Below are 17131 nucleotides of genomic sequence, written 5' to 3' on the forward strand. Positions count from 1 at the left end.
ATTAACACATTTGATATTCTGGCAAAGACATTAGTTGTAAGCAATAATCTTGCTTATTATTGATTCTTAAAGTTTCCAAATAATTTAACGTGCCCTTATTTATAGGACATTGCAACAGGTATTGTGCCAAATCCTTAGTTGAAACCTGTTGATAGTTGGAATTAAAAACACGCCAATTTGAAGTGGTTTTAAAAAAGTTATTTGCTACCTTTTCTTTGGTGTATGTTTGAAAAGAATCGTAAAACTCACCTTTTTTGTTATTGGCAATTGTTGCTTTGGAGAGCAACATGGATGGTAGTTTCAATCGCAGCATCAAGGTATTGCTGTCTATCCAACTTTTCCCTCCTTTCCAACCTGCCACATTTGGAGGGAAAAATAATATTTGACCTAACATTCTTTCTACTGCAACCAGCTGTTTGGTATCCTTAAAAGATAAGGGAATGGTATTGGAAATTCCAGCAATCAACTCGATAGGGGATTTTATTTTATTGCCAATATGCTTTGGATTGTAAAACCAATCCTGAGCGAACATATACCTCAATACCGTTTCAATATTGTAGTCTGGATAGAATACTTGGGTCATTTCCTTAAGGTGTTCCTTATTTAAGGCATCATTAACAAAATACCGATACAGTTTTTTACAAATAAATTCTGCACAGGCCTCTTGTTCTAAAATAATATCTATGATGTCGTCTCCTTCATAGCGTCCTGCCTTTCCAAAAACATACTTAAATTGGGTGTTGTGATGGTTTTCGTTAAATACAAAATGGCCTTCAAAATCGTGATTATAACCTGTAAAAGCTTTGGCTGCTTCTTTAATATCCTCTTCAGTATAGTTCCCAACACCAAGAGTGAATAGTTCCATTAATTCCCTAGCAAAATTCTCGTTGGGTTTGTCATTTCTATTTTGTTTTAAATCTAAATATTCAATCATTGCAGGTTCCCTGGATATGGCTTTTACCAACTCTTTAAAACTGCCCAAAGCATGTTCACGGATGGTATTATGAAATTTTTGGACATACAGGATCATTCCATTCTGACATGCAAAATGGTTGCTCCAGAACAAAGTCATTTTTTCTTGTAAAACACTATGGGAGTTTAAGACTCTTTCAACCCATGCATGGTTTAATTCCTTAATCTTATTCCTGCTTTTTTCAATGTATTCCCTTTGTATTTTATCTGTTTTTTTAAATTGTTCTTGGGTAAGCGTGTCAAATTCATGGGTGTCAATCTTTAAAGGAAGAGTGTTTTGCGACTCATAAAACAACATATCTATAATATCTTCCCTACTTTTTGTTGAAAGAAATTCCAGCTCCTTTGGGTTAATACCAAATCCTGCCCTCCAATATAAATGTTTCATTTCCTTCTGTTCCATAAGTGGCTGTTCAAAAAATATTCACCCTTTAAAATATATACGCAAAAACCTTTCCAAATAGTTTATAAAAAAAAAGCCACTATAAAAGTGGCTTTCCTTCTGTGGGTTAATATTTATTTTTTTATGAATTTTCTATTGATACTTTTGCCTTTTTCTTCCAATCTTAACACATAAAACCCACTTTGAAGCATGGAAACATCCAGCGTGTTGTTAAACAATTTAGAACTGAAAATTTTCTTTCCATTCACATCAAAAACAGTAGCCACTTTGTTTGAAATATCTACTGAAGATGTAAAGTTTAAAACATGCTGGGTTGGATTAGGATACATTACTAAATCTGAAAGTGTTTCGTCCTGAATGCTTAAAGACTGGCCTTCAACAATGGTATGTAATGTGTTGATGGAAGGGTTGAGAATATTATCGACCACACCTGATGGCCAATAAATTACCATGTTGTTGATAACTGTATCTGTACCTAGCCCAAAGTGTACGTTTAGGGAACTCATAAACTCAAAACCTTCTCCACTTCTTACATCTCTAATTTGTGTGCCAGAATCTGTGTGGATTTCTATTCTTGCCCCAATACCATTGTAATTACTTTGTACGCCTTGGGTACGAATCATGATGTAATTATTTCCATTGCCTCCATTGTTTTTATATATGTTGCCATTAAAAACATCCAAAAAGCCATCGCCATCCACATCTCCAATGGCTCCACTTGGTGGCATATCGGTTGTGACCACTGTAAACGAATTATCGCCATTGTTAAGAAGTATTCTGCCATTGGATAAAATATCCACATAACCATCGTTGTTAAAATCGCCAGGAGCATTTTCAATACCAAAAGGAGCACTGCCCACATTTGCTGTTGCAGTAGCATCTGTAAAAGTACCATCTCCATTATTGATCATGTATTTATGGGACCCATCTGATGCTGAACTTGCGCCAACATACACATCCATATCGCCATCGTTATCAAAATCTGCCCAAGCAGAAGACCATGTTTGCACAGGATCGGCAAGGTTTGCAGCTGTTGCTACATTTACAAACACACCATTTCCGTCGTTTCTCCAAAGTTCGTTTATTTTATGAGTCACGTTACCACCACGACATTTGGCAATAAACATATCCACATCTCTATCGTTGTCATAATCAATCCAAACCGTTCCATAATTCCCACCATTTGGGTGCACTCCCAAACCATTAGGAACCGCTGTAGAAGGACCTTGATAAAAAGTTAATCCTCCACTGCCATTATTAATAAAATACACATTTGGTTGCACATCATGACACACAAAAGCGTCAAGATTTCCGTCGTTATTGATATCTACAAAGTTGGAGCGTTGTGAAAACACATACGAACTGGTATTGAAGGTTTGGGAATAAGCCGTTCCATCGGTATTTGCAGAAACAAAAGAAACGCCATTTCCTGCTGCATACAACAAGTCGTTATACCCATTTCCATCGATATCGCCTGCTGCAATACTCCAGGTAGGTCCATAGTTTGTTGGTGCAGAAAAATTAGACAAGGTAAAACCTCCAGCAATTTGATAATTGATATTTAAGTTTGAAGATGAGGCCGCAATCAAATCGTCCATGCTATCGTTGTTCATATCCACTACTGCATAGCTAGTGCCATTCATGGTAATGGAATTATCCCTAATAAAAACAAAATCGCCAGGATTTGGTGGTGCTTCATTGGTTGTAAAACTTATGGACACCCATTCACTATAACCGTCGGACAAACAATTTGCCCTAACATAAGCTTTATAAGCCGTATTGGGTGTTAAACTTGATACGTTATAAGGATTGTTTAAACTGGTTGCAGTTCCAGAGGTTGGAGGATTTGTTCCTGCCAGTTGCACAGCAACTTGCCAAGCTGTTTCTGTATCTCCAGGTAACCAACTAATATCTGCTGAATTATGGGTGATATTGGTTACATTTAAATTGGAAACTCCTATACAAGCTGGAGGAAGAACTGAAGTGATTGTAGGGGAAGAAAAACACATGCCCCAACCATAAGAACCATTGTCATTGTAATGGATTCGATATCGAAATCCTGCTAATTGCGTACTTGTAAAAGTTGCGATATTTAATTCAATACTTTCAAAATCACTAAAAGTTCCAGAGCAAAAATTCACATTTGGAGCATTAGGGGTATCAGTACCATATGGTGATCCCCAGTTTACCCATTCACTCGCATCAGCATCCCAATATTGTAAGGTAATGGTTTCTGATTGATATACATTTAACACGTAGGTGGAATAAACCCTTAAAACAGTTTCTCCAGCATTATAAGCGTTTGTTAAATTTATTGTTGGTGATTGTACAGCCACATTGTTAACAGAGCTGCTCCCACCTTGATCGTCATCAAAAGAAAAGGTTGATGAATTTGTTGTAGGGTTCCCTGTAAAGATTAAAGGATCTGAATCGAAAGAGCCTGCCAATGTCCAACTGGAATTGGGCCAGTTTGCAGGTTGATTCAATACTTGCGCTATGGTGTAATAACTACAACATAGCAAAGAAAATAATAGAATAATTTTTTTCATGTTCTTGGGTGTTTAATTGCATTGTATGGTTAAAGAGTTTATCCATTGTTGTATTAACTGGACTCCTTCTTGGTGTTTGAGTGTTCTTCCCAAAAGTGGCATTCTGGTTGATTCCTCAACAGAATTCATTCTGTAATATAAAACAGATCTATCAAAAGATCCTGGGTTTACAATGTGTGTTAACCCTGCTCCAACTATCTCTGTATCCGGTTCTACACAAATCCCCAAATTCTCAGGAATGGAGGTAGATTCAAAATCAAACCTAACAGGTCTGTAAGCACAATGTGCTTCTTCTGAGTGGCAATGAGCACAATTAATGTCTAAATAAGACCTGGCTCTTAGTTCTAAAGATTGCGTGGTATCGTCCCAACTTGGCAAGGATTCTATGGTATCTGGATATGACGCGTCCAAATAACCCATTTCTGCCCATTTTTGTAATTGATTTTTGGTTTCGTCTCCGTAATTAAAGAGTTTATTGATGTTTCTTGGTTTAGGACCAATAGGAATGGAAACATCACCTGTTTTATGACAGGTATGACATTCGGCTTCTGAAGGCACTCTAAAATTAACACTTTTAGTTTCACTATTTTCATCCCATTGCACAAAAACATCCCTTCCGTTTAAATCGAATATTGCATCGTCTTGTTCTTCGTTCCATATATATTCAGCAAAAATCCAGCCTTCAGCCTTTTTAATCATTAAACGGGTTTCTATTATTTTGGTATTGTAATCCGGAAGCACATTTTCATAATAAAAATTCTTTATTAAAACCGTTCCTATTGGAAAATTAAAAATGTCACCATCACTTACATAACTTGCGCTAACATTATCTGGCATCCAAAGAAATCTTTTTTTGTGTGCATAATCTGAAAAAAGAGGGGAAGTCAATTCGTATGGCACAACACCATAAACTGGGTTTAAGTTTTTTTGGTCGCCCTCAAAAAAGTTATATTCTGAAAGGGTTTGATAAGGCACATCATCTATGTTAAAATTAACAGGAGATGTAGGCTCTGGTTCAGGGTTTTGGGTTGGGTTTGGGACATAATCATCGTCTGATGCGCAAGAAAAAAATCCCAAGCAAATAAGCAATACCGTTAAAACAGAAGCGTAATTTTTAATCATTTATCAATAAAATAGCGCGAAATATAAATAAAATACAATTATTTAGCAATAAAGATACTATAAGTCTATAGAAAATGATAAAAAAATATAGACTTAATGTTTAAAATTTCTCTCAAGAACAAGGTCTTGGCTGTTAAACCAATTGGTGTTTTACTAAATATTCGGCTATTTGGATGGTGTTAGTAGCAGCACCTTTTCTAAGGTTATCGCTAACTATCCATAAATTTAAAGTGTTGGGCTGTGATTCGTCCCTTCTTATTCGACCTACAAACACATCGTCTTTTCCATGTGCATATATGGGCATTGGGTACATGTTGACATCTGTATTGTCTTGTACAACCACACCTGGAGTGTTGTCTAATATCTGACGAACATCTGTCAAATCAAAATCGGTTTCAAAAGCTACATTTACAGCTTCACTGTGTCCGCCAGATGTTGGAATACGCACAGCAGTTGCTGTTACGGAAATGGATTTATCGTCAAGAATTTTTTGCGTTTCCCTTACAAGTTTCATTTCCTCTTTAGTATAGCCATTCTCTTCAAACACATCGCAATGAGGCAACGCATTTTTGTGAATAGGATATGGGTAGGCCATTTCCCCTTTTATACCTGCAAGTTCGTTTTCCAGTTGTTTAATGGCTTTCACTCCTGTTCCTGAAATGGATTGATAGGTGGAAACCACAATACGCTTTATTTTGTATTTTTTATGTAAGGGAGCCAAAGCCATAACCATTTGTATGGTAGAACAATTTGGGTTAGCTATTATTTTATCTGATTTTGTAAGCGACTTGGCATTAATTTCTGGAACAATCAATTTCTTGTTCAAATCCATACGCCAAGCAGACGAATTGTCTATAACCGTAGTCCCTATTTCGGCAAATTTTGGTGCCCATTCCAAAGAGGTTTCACCTCCTGCAGAAAACAGGGCAATATCTGGTTTCATGGAAACAGCTGTTGCCAAAGAAACCACTTGATAATCTTTATCTTTAAAAGAAATTATTTTACCTACAGATTTTTCTGAAGCTACTGGAATTAATTCGGTTACCGGAAAATGCCTTTCCTTTAGCACCTTTAACATAACTTCCCCTACCATGCCTGTGACACCAACAACTGCTACTTTCATTTTATGACCTTTTTATGAGGCAAATTTATAAATTAAATTAGCTTATGGCTCTAAAAAAAGCATAAAAAAACAGCTTCTTGTAAGGAAGCTGTTTTTAAAAATGATTCTATTAAAATTATTGTTTTTTCAACAAATCCCGAATCTGCAAAAGCAGTTCGTTGTCTGATGGTCCTGAAGGCGCTTCAGGAGCAGGCTCTTCTTTTTTCTTCATTCTGTTAACGGCTTTTACAACCATAAACATCACGAAAGCCACAATGATAAAATCAATAACATTTGTTAAAAACGTTCCATATTCCAAATAAACTTCTCCTATCATTTCTCCTGCATCGTTTAATGTGCCATCTTGTAATTTATATCTTAAATCTTTAAAATCTGAATTGAATATCAAACCAATCAATGGAGACACAACACCTCCCGTAAATGAAGCAACTACCTTATTGAAAGCGGCTCCCATGACAAAACCTACTGCAATGTCAACCAAATTGCCTTTCATGGCAAATTCTTTAAATTCTTTTAACATAATTAGTGTTTTTAATAGTTAGTGTAAGTGACTAAAGTAAATAAAAAAATCTAAAATTGAAATTATTTAATTAGCAATCGTTTGATACGTTGTGAAATAGCCGTTAGTATTTCATAAGAAATGGTATTAGCCCGTTCTGCAAATTCTGAGGCATTTGGTTTTTTTCCAAACACGATCACCTCATCTCCTTCCTGACAGTCAATATCTGTCACATTTACCATAATCATGTCCATACAAACGTTTCCAACAATATAAGCTGGTTTTCCATGAATGGTTACAAAGCCCTTGCCGTTTCCATATTGCCGCCCTATTCCATCGGCATGACCTATGGGTATGGTTGCTGTTTTAATAAGGGAATCACTCTTAAAGGCTCTATTATAGCCTACCGTTTCCCCTTTTTCTATGGTATGGATTTGAGAGATAACCGATTTTAAAGTGGCTATAGGCGTAAAATGTTTATTTTCTATTTCAGAATTTCCAAACCCATACAAACCAATCCCACTTCGAACCATATCTAAATGAGCTTCTGGATAATTCAATATACCTGAGGTATTGCAAAGATGACGCATGGGTTTATAACCAACAGTTTCTATGAATTTTTTTGAAATGGATTGAAACGCTTTTATTTGATTTAAGGTAAACTCTTTCTCGTTTAAATCTTCACTCGCAGCCAAATGTGAGAATATTGATTTTACTTTTACAGATGAGGAAACTTTTAATTTATTGTAAATGGCTTCAATATCTACTTCATCAAAACCCAACCTATTAAGTCCTGTATTAAATTTTATGTGTATGGGATAATTTTGCTGTTTTTCTTCCAAAGCAGTTTCCAAAAAGCTGTTAAGGCTTGTAAAATTGTACAAACTTGGCTCGAGGCATCTCGCTATTAGTATTTTGTAATTTACGGGTTGAGGATGCAATACAAGAATGGGTTTGGTAATTCCAGCATCTCTTAAGGCCACACCTTCACTGGTGTAAGCTACTGCAAAATAATCCACTTGTAAGTCTTGTAAATAATTGGCTATTTCCGTTGCTTCACTTCCGTACGCATAAGCTTTTACAACAGCCAAAAACTTTGTGTCTTTGGAAATTTTCGATTTAAGGTATTGAAAATTATGCTTAAGCGCATTCAAATCTATTTCTAGAACCGTTTCTTGTGTTTTTGGCATGCTATTCATCAGGTTTTGGGGAAATTTCTTCAGCATCATGCACCTTCATGTTTCTTACTTTGTCACGCATCATGGCTTTATAATAAGCAGCACGACTTAATGGCTCGTACTCATCAACCTCACCTAACATCACCAAATTATCGTTTTTGGATTTTCTAAAACTATATTGGGCCAAGTTTCCGGTTCTTGTACAAATGGCATGTACCTTTGTAACATATTCGGCCGTTGCCATAAGATTTGGCATGGGCCCAAACGGATTGCCTTTAAAATCCATATCCAATCCAGCAACAATTACACGAACGCCTTTATTGGCCAAATCGTTACAAACACGTACAATCTCGTCATCAAAAAACTGAGCCTCATCAATACCAACCACATCACAACCATCGGCCAGAATAGGAATATTGGCAGCAGCAGGAACTGGTGTGGAACGAATTTCGTTGGCATCGTGAGATACAACCATATCTTCGTCGTAACGCACATCTATGGCTGGTTTAAAAATCTCCACTTTTTGCCTGGCAAACTGTGCACGTTTCAGTCTGCGAATCAATTCTTCGGTCTTTCCAGAGAACATGGAACCACAGATCACTTCTATCCAACCAAATTGTTCTTTATGATTTACTGTATTTTCGAGAAACATTTTGTAATTTTAACACTAAAACAAAGCGATATTTCGTTTTGTATAAAGGTGGCGTAAATTTATTAAAAATCAAAAGCATAAAATAGATTAAATTTTAAAAGTTATGAAGAAGAAACTTGAAGCCGAATTAATGAGCATAGCCCATAGAATTCTTAAGTTAAAAGGCAAGGACGACATAGATAAAATGCACAAAGAGGTTGCTGCTCTTTATGAAAAATTAACCGTTTTAAAGTTTGCCAAAGAAAATTTTGAAAAAGACCTGCCAACCATAGGTAGCGATTCTTCGTTTTTTGGAATGTTGGATGTGGCTTTTAACAATAAAGTGAGTGATAACATAGAGATTGAAGACAAAACCTATGTCAATCTAGACGAGAGCGAGCATGATGATATTATGGAACCTGCCATTGAAAAAATAAAAGACATGGTTGCGCAAATGCCTCAAGAGGCACAACATATAGATGCTATTTTTGAAAAAGCCGTTCCCAAAAAACAATATCATAAAAATGATCTTGAAGAAATAACAGCCGGTTTTAACGAAATGCCGGAATTTGAACCTGTAACAAACGGAAACAATAAAGATCTTGCAAAAAAATCTTTAAATGACAAGCTTAAAAGTGGTGGTTTGCACATAGGCTTAAACGACAAATTGGCCTTTATAAAACACTTGTTTAATGGAGAAGCTGCCGATTACGATAGGGTTCTTTCCCAACTTAACACCACAACATCCTTTAAAGAAGCCGAAAACCTCATCCAAAACGTAGTAAAACCAGACTATAACAACTGGAAAGACAAAGAGGAGTTTGAAACACGTTTTATGGAAATTCTTGAAAGCAAGTTTAATTAGACTCCCATTTAATTGGGACTTATTATGAGCAAACTCTATATTGTACCTACTCCTATTGGAAATTTAAAAGACATGACTTTTAGAGCCATTGAGGTTTTAAAAAAAGTGGATTTAATCCTAGCTGAAGACACACGTACTTCTGGGAAATTATTAAAACATTTTGATATTGCCACACCTTCGCAATCGCATCACATGCACAACGAGCACAAAACAGTTGATGGGCTTATCCAGAAATTAAAAAGTGGTATGCGTATGGCTTTAATTAGTGATGCTGGAACACCTGCCATTTCAGATCCAGGGTTTTTGCTCACCAGAGCCTGTATTGAAAACAATATAGAGGTGGATTGCCTTCCTGGTGCTACTGCTTTTGTACCTGCTTTGGTGAATTCTGGCTTTCCAAACGATAAATTTGTATTTGAAGGTTTCTTGCCAGTAAAAAAAGGCAGGCAAACCAGATTGTTACTTTTAGCAGAAGAAACCCGAACCATTATTTTTTATGAAAGTCCACATAAACTCATTAAAACACTCACTCACTTTTGTGAATATTTTGGTGAAGACAGACCTGTTTCCGTCTCTCGCGAACTCACCAAACTTTATGAAGAAACCATAAGGGGAACAGCTAAAGAAGTGCTTGAACATTATAGCAACAAACCGCCAAAAGGTGAGATTGTGATAATTGTTGGAGGAAAACCTTGAAAGGGTAATTAATTATTACCTTCCTGATAAAAGTGAAGAATCTGTTAAAAGATATCAGACAATGTACCATTTGCGAAGCCCATTTGCCTCTTGGCCCAAGACCTATTGTGTCTGCCCACAAAGATTCTAAAATAGTTATAATTGGTCAAGCTCCAGGATTAAAAGTTCATACAAATGGAATTCCTTGGGACGATCCAAGTGGAAAACAATTAAGAAAATGGCTTGATGTAACTGACGAGTTGTTTTACGACGAAACTAAAATTGCCTTAGTTCCTATGGGGTTTTGTTATCCTGGAAAAGGAAAGTCTGGCGATTTACCACCAAGACCAGAATGTGCGCCACAATGGCATCAAAAATTATTGGACCAAATGCCTAATTTGCAATTGGTTATTCTTATTGGTATGTACTCCCAAAAATATTATTTAAAAGAGAAAGCCAAGCGAACCTTAACCGAAACAGTTGCCGAATACAAAACCTATTTACCAAACTATTTCCCTTTACCACATCCAAGTCCCAGAAACCGGTTTTGGCTAACCAAAAATCCTTGGTTTGAGAAGGAGGTTATTCCTGAGTTGCAGGAAAAAGTCAGTCAGATATTGGAACAATAATGTTTCAGAGTAAGGTAGTTCATACCATTTTTAAAACAAACGGTAACAAATTATAAACAAAAACGGCTATTCAAGTCTAAGATACCTACTATCTGAGATTAAACACTGGAAACCTCTTATGCATGTTTCCCTGTTTCCCAACCATGTTTTCCCAAATATTTATTGCCACTTTCCACAGCACCTTCTTCAATAGAAGTTCCCATGGAATCGTTCCAACGGTTCAGATAGCCAAAGAGGGAAATAACGCCTAACATTTCAACAATTTCACCTTCATTCCAATGTTCATATAACCGAGATTTAATGGTTTCATCAACAGCATTTGGCACTTGACTTGCAGCCAAGCTAAAGTCTAAAGCTGCACGTTCGGCTTCGCTAAAAGCTGGATGCGTTCGGTATTCCCAAATATTGTCCAATTGTTCCTGTTCTGCACCATAACGCTCTGCTGCTCGAATCGCGTGAGCCTGACAATACCTGCAACCTGTTGCATTGCTGGAAACCCAAGCTATCATACGTTTTAAAGCCGAAGTAACTCTGCCTTCATTTGCCATAACGGCTTTATTCAAATTAATAAAAGCTTTAGAAATAGCTGGTCTTCGCTGCATGGTTAAAACCGAATTGGGACAAAACCCAAGCGTTTCATTAAAGAATTCTGCCAATTCCTTGGTTTCCAAATCGTGTTCTGCTGATAATGGTGTTACTAATGGCATAGTCTAAATTTTATTGGTATTTTTGATTAAATATAGTGTCTAAAGTTATAAGTGCCTAAAATACAAAAAGCGATTTTGGTTTTTTTATCATTTTTAACTGGATGCACCTTAGTGTTACCGCACTTCAAAAATTCATAACTTAAATCTGTAACTATGATAAATAAAGTAACAACCCATTGGAAAGGCAACATGCAATTTGAATCGGATAATCCAAACGGTAAAACAGTATTAATGGACACAAGTCCAGAACATGGAGGGCATAATTCCGGTTTAAGTCCAAAAGCCATGATGCTTTCAGCTCTTGCAGGTTGCTCTGGTTTGGATGTGGTATCCATTTTAGACAAAATGAAAGTAACAATTTCCGATTTTAGAATGGATACCTATGGCGAATTAACCGAAGAACACCCAAAATATTATCACACAGTTTCAGTGGAATACCATTTTTATGGCGAGAAACTGGATGAAAACAAAATTAAAAAAGCAGTGGATTTATCCATTGAAAAATATTGTGGTGTCATGGACATGTTCCGCAAGTTTGCAACGGTAAAAACTTCCATTCATTTTCATAATTCTTTGACTGTTTAAAGAGTCCTAGAGCACTTAAAGTTTTTTAATCCTCGAAACAATTTATAACTTTAATACACTTTAAATACTTATAAACTTGAAACTTTCCCATGCGTTGGACATTAAAACCAAAACCCGAAGCTGAAAAGTTAGCTGCTTTACAAAAAGCATTGCAGGTAGATGAAGTTGTTGCCACACTTTTATTACAACGTGGCATTGAAACTTATGATGATGCTAAAACATTTTTTAGACCAAGTTTAGAGCATTTGCACGATCCCTTTTTAATGAAAGACATGGATAAAGCAGTTTTACGTGTGGAACAAGCTTTGGCAAACCATGAAAACATTCTTGTTTTTGGCGATTATGATGTAGACGGAACTTCTTCGGTAGCCTTAATGTCAACCTACCTTAAAACACGTACAGAACAAGTTGCCACGTATATTCCTGATAGATACGATGAAGGTTATGGTGTGTCCATAAAAGGTATTGATTTTGCAGACGATAACGATTTTTCTTTAATTATCGCTTTGGATTGTGGTGTCAAAGCCATCGACAAAGTGGCTTATGCCAAAAAAAAAGGGATTGACTTTATAATTTGCGACCATCATAGACCAGGAAAAGACCTTCCAGATGCCATTGCTGTGTTAGATCCAAAACGTGACGATTGTAACTATCCGTTTAAGGAGCTTTGTGGTTGTGGTGTTGGTTTTAAACTCATCCAAGCTTTGGCTCTAAATGAAGGAAAACCTATTGAAGCTTTAACCGAATATTTGGATTTGGTTGCCACAGCCATAGGAGCAGATATTGTACCAATTATAGGAGAAAACAGAGTGTTGGCTTATTTTGGTTTGCAAGTAATCAACACCAATCCTAGACCAGGAATTAAAGCCATTATCAATCAAGTAAAAAAAGAAGAACTAACCATTACAGATGTGGTTTTTATAATCGCTCCCAGAATCAATGCAGCTGGACGCATGAAACATGGTAATTATGCTGTGGCATTGTTAAGCGAAACCAATTTTGATTTAGCTGAAACTTATGCAGAAGAAATAGAAGCTTTCAATACAGACAGACGGGAAGCAGACCAACGCATTACAGATGAAGCACTTCTACAAATTGAAAAAAACCAAGAACACGAAGGGTTTACAACCGTTGTATATCATGAAACTTGGCACAAAGGCGTTATTGGCATTGTAGCTTCCAGACTAATAGAAACCTACTACAGACCAACCTTGGTGTTTACAAAAAGTGGTGATAAATTAGCGGCTTCTGCACGTTCGGTTTCTGGGTTCGATGTCTATAATGCATTAGAGGCTTGTAGTGAACATATTGAGCAGTTTGGAGGTCATAAATATGCAGCTGGATTAACACTTAAGGAAGAAAATTACGAAGCTTTTAAACAAGCTTTTGAAGATGAAGTCTCGCGAACTATTGATAAACACTTGCTAGTTCCAGAAGTTAAAGTGGATTTAAAAATAGAATTACACCAAGTAACAAATAAATTAATGCGCATTATGCACCAATTTGCTCCTTTTGGCCCAGGAAACATGACGCCAATTTTTATGACTGAAAACCTAAAGGATACAGGTTATGGCAAATGTGTTGGCGAAGATGAAAAACACTTACGTATGACTGTAACACAAACAGGAAATGAAAAGTTTGTCTGTATTGGTTTTAATCTTGGTGACAAACTTAACCTGATTAAGCATCAAAAAACCTTTAAAGCAGTTTATTCCATTGAGGAAAACCATTGGCAAGGCAACAGATCACTACAATTAAAATTAAGGGATATTAGAGAATAATATTTCTATATTCGCAGGAAATTTATATGTCGAAAAAAGATCCTTACGCAGCTTTACGAATTAAAGAATTCAACATTTTTTTATTGTTGCGATTTGCTTTGGTATTCGCTTGGTCTATGCAGTTTATTGTTATAGAATGGCAAGTGTATAGTTTAACCAAAGACCCATTGTCCCTTGGGATTATTGGACTTATGGAAATTATTCCAGCCTTGTCCATGGCTTTGTTTGCTGGACATATTGTGGACCAAAAAGAAAAACGGAATTTATTAGCGCTCTGTATTGCTTTGTTTTCCTTAATAAGCTTAGGCTTGTTTTTATTGACTTGGCCTAAAATTGTACAGGATTGGTCTACAAATACCATTTTGTATTGCATTTATGCTTTGGTGTTTTTTGGAGGTTTTTTACGCTCCTTTTTTGGGCCAACTATATTTTCTTTAATTGCGTTAATTGTACCTAAGAAAATTTACCCAAATGCAGCTACTTGGAGCAGTTCTACTTGGCAAATGGCTTCAGTTTTAGGACCAGCAACTGCTGGTGTTTTAATAAGTGCCATTGGTGTGCATTGGTCTTTGTGCTTTGTATTTGGTTTGGTCATGTTTTCCTTACTAGTTTTAACTCAAATTAAAAAGAAACCTATTTTAAACCCAAAAATTGGCGAACCTGTTATGCAGAGTTTAAAAGAAGGGGTTAAGTTTGTGTTTAAAACCAAGGCTATTTTAGGAGCCATTACCTTGGATATGGTGGCTGTTCTCTTTGGAGGTGCAGTGGCTTTACTCCCTATTTTTGCCCAAGATATTTTAAAAGTTGGCAGTGAAGGTTTTGGTGTGTTACGTGCTGCTCCTGCTGTAGGTGCTTTTTTAACCATGTTGGCAACGGCATATTTGCCAATTAGCAAAAATGCAGGCATGAAGTTACTTGGAGCCATTTTTGGATTTGGCGTTTGTATTATTGTGTTTGGATTATCGTCTGTTTTTTGGATTTCGGTGGTGGCATTATTTTTTAGTGGTGTTACAGATGGTGTTTCCATGGTTATTAGACAAACCATTTTACAGATTAAAACACCAGATCATATGAGAGGTCGTGTGTCTTCGGTAAACTCTATGTTTGTTGGGTCTTCCAACGAGCTTGGTGCTTTTGAAAGTGGTGTAACGGCCAAACTTATGGGAACTGTTACTGCTGTGGTTTTTGGTGGAACCATGACACTACTTACAGTTATTACTACGGGAATAGTGTCTCCTTCGTTTAGAAAATTAGATTTGAGAAAGGATATTGAGGAACACGAAAAGGATGATTGATCTTAATACTCCTTCAACTCCAAAGTTTCCCCATCAAAAACACCATAAGTATAATAACTTATCCAATCGCCAAGATTGATGTATTTAGAGGTTTCGTTTAAAGCTATGTTTAAAGGCAAATGCCTGTGTCCAAACACATAATAATCCCTGTGTTTTTCTTCTTGTTTTTTCTTGCAGTATTGTACCAACCACTCGTTTTCTTCGCCTAAAAACTTGGCGTCTTCATCACCTGAAATCAGTTTGTTTTTTACAGACATGTATTGAGCCAACTTCACGCCTAAATCTGGGTGCAACCAACGGAATAACCACTTGCTAAACGGATTGGTAAACACTTTTTTCATGCGCTTGTAGCCTTTGTCTCCAGGACCTAAACCATCTCCATGGCCAATAAAAAAAATCTTATTGTTAAATGTAAATTCTTTGGGCTGGTGATACACAGGAATATTGAGTTCTGCTTCAAAATAGCCATTCATCCAAAGATCATGGTTGCCAACAAAATAATAAATAGGAATTCCCGAATCGCTTATCTCTGCAAGTTTTCCAAGGGTTCTGGTAAATCCTTTTGGGACAACGGTTTTGTATTCAAACCAAAAATCGAACAAATCGCCCATTAAAAAAATAGCAGCAGCATCTTGTTTTATATCGTCCAACCAAGCTACAAATTTCCTTTCCCGAGGACGAGATAGCTCTTGTGTTGGAGCTCCTAGATGGTTATCTGAAGCGAAATAGATTTTTTTTCCTTTGGGAATTTGCATAAAGTAAATATATAAAAATTAGCCGCGAATTCACGAATGACAATTTGTAAGCTCGTTTCACTGATTATTGAAACTAAATTTAGTTGTCACTCGCATACCATTCAGCAAAGCTGGTTTCTGTTTCTTGAAGTTTCAAGGAATGCAATACAATATGACTTGGTAATTGACTTTTAATTTTTTCAGCAAAATCAATTACCATCATTTCACTGGTTGGTTGGTAATCTACCAAAAGCACATTGTGACCTCTATGTTCCAGCTCTTTTGCCAACTCCACATGAGGTGTGTTTTTGTTAAAAACCGTTGCGTGGTCAAAGACATCTACAATTTCGTTTTTTACTATTTTTTTTAGGTCTCCAAAATCAATCACCATCCCATACTTTACATGATTGGTATCTGAAATTGGATGACCAATAACCGTTACAGAGAGTTTGTAACTATGTCCATGCACATTTTTACATTTCCCATCGTAACCATACAAGGCATGGCCAGTTTCAAAAGTAAACTGTTTTGTAATTCTAATTTTGCTGCTCATTGGGCTTAAATTTTCAATGCAAAGATAATCGTTTTGTGAAACCAATCTGTTTTTAGACTACATTTGCGCGCTTTATAAAAACGAAGTAACCCTATGAATCAGCTTTTTGAAGAAATTGCTTTTGCCGAAAACCCTCAATACGAACGTATTATAGAAGATCTTTTGGCTCAGCAATATAGTATTGTTGAAGATTTTTTTACTGCTGAAGATGTCTCCATTTTAAGGCAGTCTTTAGTTGAAAAACATGAAGAAGATGCCTTTAAAAAAGCAGCTATTGGTAATCGTGTGAACGAAATTATTGTTAAATCCATTCGTGGAGATGTAATTTTATGGATGGATGAGCTACAAGCCAATGAAGCAGAGATGTTATTTTTCAATAAGATCAATAATTTAGTGAATTACCTAAATAAGACCTGTTTCCTAGGCATTTTGCACAAAGAATTTCATTATGCATTGTATCCAGAAGGTACTTATTATAAGAGACATTTAGATACGTTTCAAAACGACGACAGAAGAAAATTATCGTTTGTCTGTTATTTAAACGAAGAAGGTTGGTTGCCAGAAAATGGTGGCGAACTCGTTTTATATTTAGACGAAAACGGGAAAGAAACCGAAAAAGTTATCTATCCGTTTCCTGGACGCGTGGTTATTTTTGAAAGCCAAATTATAGAACACGAAGTAAAACCTGTAAATAAAGAGCGCATGAGCATTACAGGTTGGTTAAAAACCCGATAGGTTACCGGTTCTTTCTTCGGTTATACACATAAATAATTATGAGTATGATTGCCAATACCAGAAACAATCCGTTTCCGCTTAAAAAATTTAAAAAT

The 17131-nt window shown here is 36.3% G+C and carries 17 protein-coding genes; 7 read left to right on the top strand and 10 right to left on the bottom strand.

Annotated features, from left to right (window positions below; all coding sequences use genetic code 11):
- Window position 1 precedes the first annotated feature (1 nt).
- From D778_RS01585 to D778_RS01615, 7 genes are all read right to left on the bottom strand, one after another.
- Window positions 2-1375: a DUF1800 domain-containing protein gene (locus tag D778_RS01585; protein WP_007647084.1), complete on the bottom strand. Its 1374-nt coding sequence runs from the start codon at window positions 1373-1375 to the stop codon at window positions 2-4.
- A gap of 113 nt (window positions 1376-1488) precedes the next feature.
- A complete protein-coding gene (locus D778_RS01590) occupies window positions 1489-3924 on the bottom strand; it encodes an FG-GAP-like repeat-containing protein (protein WP_007647085.1) in 2436 nt (811 codons plus the stop codon).
- Between the two features lie 12 nt (window positions 3925-3936).
- On the bottom strand, window positions 3937-5046 hold the full coding sequence (locus tag D778_RS01595) for a hypothetical protein (protein WP_007647086.1): 1110 nt from the start codon (window positions 5044-5046) through the stop codon (window positions 3937-3939).
- Between the two features lie 133 nt (window positions 5047-5179).
- The gene (locus D778_RS01600) at window positions 5180-6169 is read right to left on the bottom strand and encodes an aspartate-semialdehyde dehydrogenase (RefSeq protein ID WP_007647087.1); all 990 of its coding nucleotides are present in this window, start codon (window positions 6167-6169) and stop codon (window positions 5180-5182) included.
- Between the two features lie 115 nt (window positions 6170-6284).
- Entirely contained in the window at window positions 6285-6689 is a 405-nt protein-coding gene (gene mscL, locus D778_RS01605) for a large-conductance mechanosensitive channel protein MscL (protein ID WP_007647090.1), read from the bottom strand.
- A 62-nt stretch (window positions 6690-6751) separates the two neighbouring features.
- Window positions 6752-7858: an alanine racemase gene (alr, locus tag D778_RS01610; protein ID WP_040491210.1), complete on the bottom strand. Its 1107-nt coding sequence runs from the start codon at window positions 7856-7858 to the stop codon at window positions 6752-6754.
- A 1-nt stretch (window position 7859) separates the two neighbouring features.
- Window positions 7860-8498: a thymidine kinase gene (locus D778_RS01615; RefSeq protein WP_007647094.1), complete on the bottom strand. Its 639-nt coding sequence runs from the start codon at window positions 8496-8498 to the stop codon at window positions 7860-7862.
- A 103-nt stretch (window positions 8499-8601) separates the two neighbouring features.
- Between D778_RS01615 and D778_RS01620 the strand changes: the two genes are divergently transcribed.
- Genes D778_RS01620 through D778_RS01630 form a run of 3 tightly spaced genes read left to right on the top strand, consistent with a single transcriptional unit; the run spans window position 8602 to window position 10646 of the window.
- Window positions 8602-9342 (top strand): hypothetical protein, encoded by a 741-nt coding sequence (locus D778_RS01620; protein ID WP_007647096.1) that lies wholly within the window; start codon window positions 8602-8604, stop codon window positions 9340-9342.
- 24 nt (window positions 9343-9366) lie between these two features.
- Window positions 9367-10038 carry a 16S rRNA (cytidine(1402)-2'-O)-methyltransferase gene (gene rsmI / locus D778_RS01625; RefSeq protein ID WP_040491212.1) on the top strand — a complete coding sequence of 224 codons (672 nt, stop codon included), beginning with the start codon at window positions 9367-9369 and terminating at the stop codon, window positions 10036-10038.
- A 32-nt stretch (window positions 10039-10070) separates the two neighbouring features.
- Entirely contained in the window at window positions 10071-10646 is a 576-nt protein-coding gene (locus tag D778_RS01630) for a uracil-DNA glycosylase family protein (RefSeq protein ID WP_040491214.1), read from the top strand.
- 116 nt (window positions 10647-10762) lie between these two features.
- Here the strand turns inward: D778_RS01630 and D778_RS01635 are convergent, their stop codons facing one another.
- Complete coding sequence (locus D778_RS01635) at window positions 10763-11353, bottom strand: carboxymuconolactone decarboxylase family protein (RefSeq protein ID WP_007647102.1); 591 nt, start codon at window positions 11351-11353, stop codon at window positions 10763-10765.
- Window positions 11354-11506: 153 nt separating this feature from the next.
- Here D778_RS01635 and D778_RS01640 point away from each other — a divergent pair, with 153 nt between their 5' ends.
- The 3 genes from D778_RS01640 to D778_RS01650 all read left to right on the top strand — a co-directional run bounded on the left by D778_RS01640 (window position 11507) and on the right by D778_RS01650 (window position 15014).
- A complete protein-coding gene (locus D778_RS01640) occupies window positions 11507-11938 on the top strand; it encodes an OsmC family protein (RefSeq protein ID WP_007647104.1) in 432 nt (143 codons plus the stop codon).
- A gap of 89 nt (window positions 11939-12027) precedes the next feature.
- Window positions 12028-13719, top strand: a complete 1692-nt coding sequence (gene recJ, locus D778_RS01645) for a single-stranded-DNA-specific exonuclease RecJ (protein WP_007647106.1) — start codon at window positions 12028-12030, stop codon at window positions 13717-13719.
- A gap of 26 nt (window positions 13720-13745) precedes the next feature.
- Window positions 13746-15014 (top strand): MFS transporter, encoded by a 1269-nt coding sequence (locus D778_RS01650; protein ID WP_007647108.1) that lies wholly within the window; start codon window positions 13746-13748, stop codon window positions 15012-15014.
- A gap of 2 nt (window positions 15015-15016) precedes the next feature.
- On the opposite strand, the gene D778_RS01655 is transcribed toward D778_RS01650, so the two are convergent.
- Both D778_RS01655 and D778_RS01660 read right to left on the bottom strand, forming a co-directional pair.
- The gene (locus D778_RS01655) at window positions 15017-15769 is read right to left on the bottom strand and encodes a UDP-2,3-diacylglucosamine diphosphatase (RefSeq protein WP_007647110.1); all 753 of its coding nucleotides are present in this window, start codon (window positions 15767-15769) and stop codon (window positions 15017-15019) included.
- A gap of 79 nt (window positions 15770-15848) precedes the next feature.
- Window positions 15849-16301: a 6-pyruvoyl trahydropterin synthase family protein gene (locus tag D778_RS01660; RefSeq protein WP_007647112.1), complete on the bottom strand. Its 453-nt coding sequence runs from the start codon at window positions 16299-16301 to the stop codon at window positions 15849-15851.
- A gap of 93 nt (window positions 16302-16394) precedes the next feature.
- Between D778_RS01660 and D778_RS01665 the strand changes: the two genes are divergently transcribed.
- On the top strand, window positions 16395-17036 hold the full coding sequence (locus tag D778_RS01665) for a 2OG-Fe(II) oxygenase (protein ID WP_007647114.1): 642 nt from the start codon (window positions 16395-16397) through the stop codon (window positions 17034-17036).
- The last annotated feature ends 95 nt before the right edge of the window (window positions 17037-17131 follow it).

Source organism: Xanthomarina gelatinilytica, assembly GCF_000348685.1.
Lineage (GTDB): Bacteria > Bacteroidota > Bacteroidia > Flavobacteriales > Flavobacteriaceae > Xanthomarina > Xanthomarina gelatinilytica.

What these genes read in the sequence shown, in the direction of transcription:
- D778_RS01585 (WP_007647084.1), bottom strand. Translation starts at nt 1,375, where the DNA reads ATGGAACAGAAGGAAATGAAACATTTATATTGGAGGGCAGGATTTGGT.
- D778_RS01650 (WP_007647108.1), top strand. Translation starts at nt 13,746, where the DNA reads ATGTCGAAAAAAGATCCTTACGCAGCTTTACGAATTAAAGAATTCAAC.
- D778_RS01660 (WP_007647112.1), bottom strand. Translation starts at nt 16,301, where the DNA reads ATGAGCAGCAAAATTAGAATTACAAAACAGTTTACTTTTGAAACTGGC.
- recJ (WP_007647106.1), top strand. Translation starts at nt 12,028, where the DNA reads ATGCGTTGGACATTAAAACCAAAACCCGAAGCTGAAAAGTTAGCTGCT.
- D778_RS01620 (WP_007647096.1), top strand. Translation starts at nt 8,602, where the DNA reads ATGAAGAAGAAACTTGAAGCCGAATTAATGAGCATAGCCCATAGAATT.
- D778_RS01615 (WP_007647094.1), bottom strand. Translation starts at nt 8,498, where the DNA reads ATGTTTCTCGAAAATACAGTAAATCATAAAGAACAATTTGGTTGGATA.
- D778_RS01595 (WP_007647086.1), bottom strand. Translation starts at nt 5,046, where the DNA reads ATGATTAAAAATTACGCTTCTGTTTTAACGGTATTGCTTATTTGCTTG.
- rsmI (WP_040491212.1), top strand. Translation starts at nt 9,367, where the DNA reads ATGAGCAAACTCTATATTGTACCTACTCCTATTGGAAATTTAAAAGAC.
- D778_RS01655 (WP_007647110.1), bottom strand. Translation starts at nt 15,769, where the DNA reads ATGCAAATTCCCAAAGGAAAAAAAATCTATTTCGCTTCAGATAACCAT.
- D778_RS01640 (WP_007647104.1), top strand. Translation starts at nt 11,507, where the DNA reads ATGATAAATAAAGTAACAACCCATTGGAAAGGCAACATGCAATTTGAA.
- D778_RS01590 (WP_007647085.1), bottom strand. Translation starts at nt 3,924, where the DNA reads ATGAAAAAAATTATTCTATTATTTTCTTTGCTATGTTGTAGTTATTAC.
- D778_RS01665 (WP_007647114.1), top strand. Translation starts at nt 16,395, where the DNA reads ATGAATCAGCTTTTTGAAGAAATTGCTTTTGCCGAAAACCCTCAATAC.
- D778_RS01635 (WP_007647102.1), bottom strand. Translation starts at nt 11,353, where the DNA reads ATGCCATTAGTAACACCATTATCAGCAGAACACGATTTGGAAACCAAG.
- alr (WP_040491210.1), bottom strand. Translation starts at nt 7,858, where the DNA reads ATGCCAAAAACACAAGAAACGGTTCTAGAAATAGATTTGAATGCGCTT.
- D778_RS01600 (WP_007647087.1), bottom strand. Translation starts at nt 6,169, where the DNA reads ATGAAAGTAGCAGTTGTTGGTGTCACAGGCATGGTAGGGGAAGTTATG.
- mscL (WP_007647090.1), bottom strand. Translation starts at nt 6,689, where the DNA reads ATGTTAAAAGAATTTAAAGAATTTGCCATGAAAGGCAATTTGGTTGAC.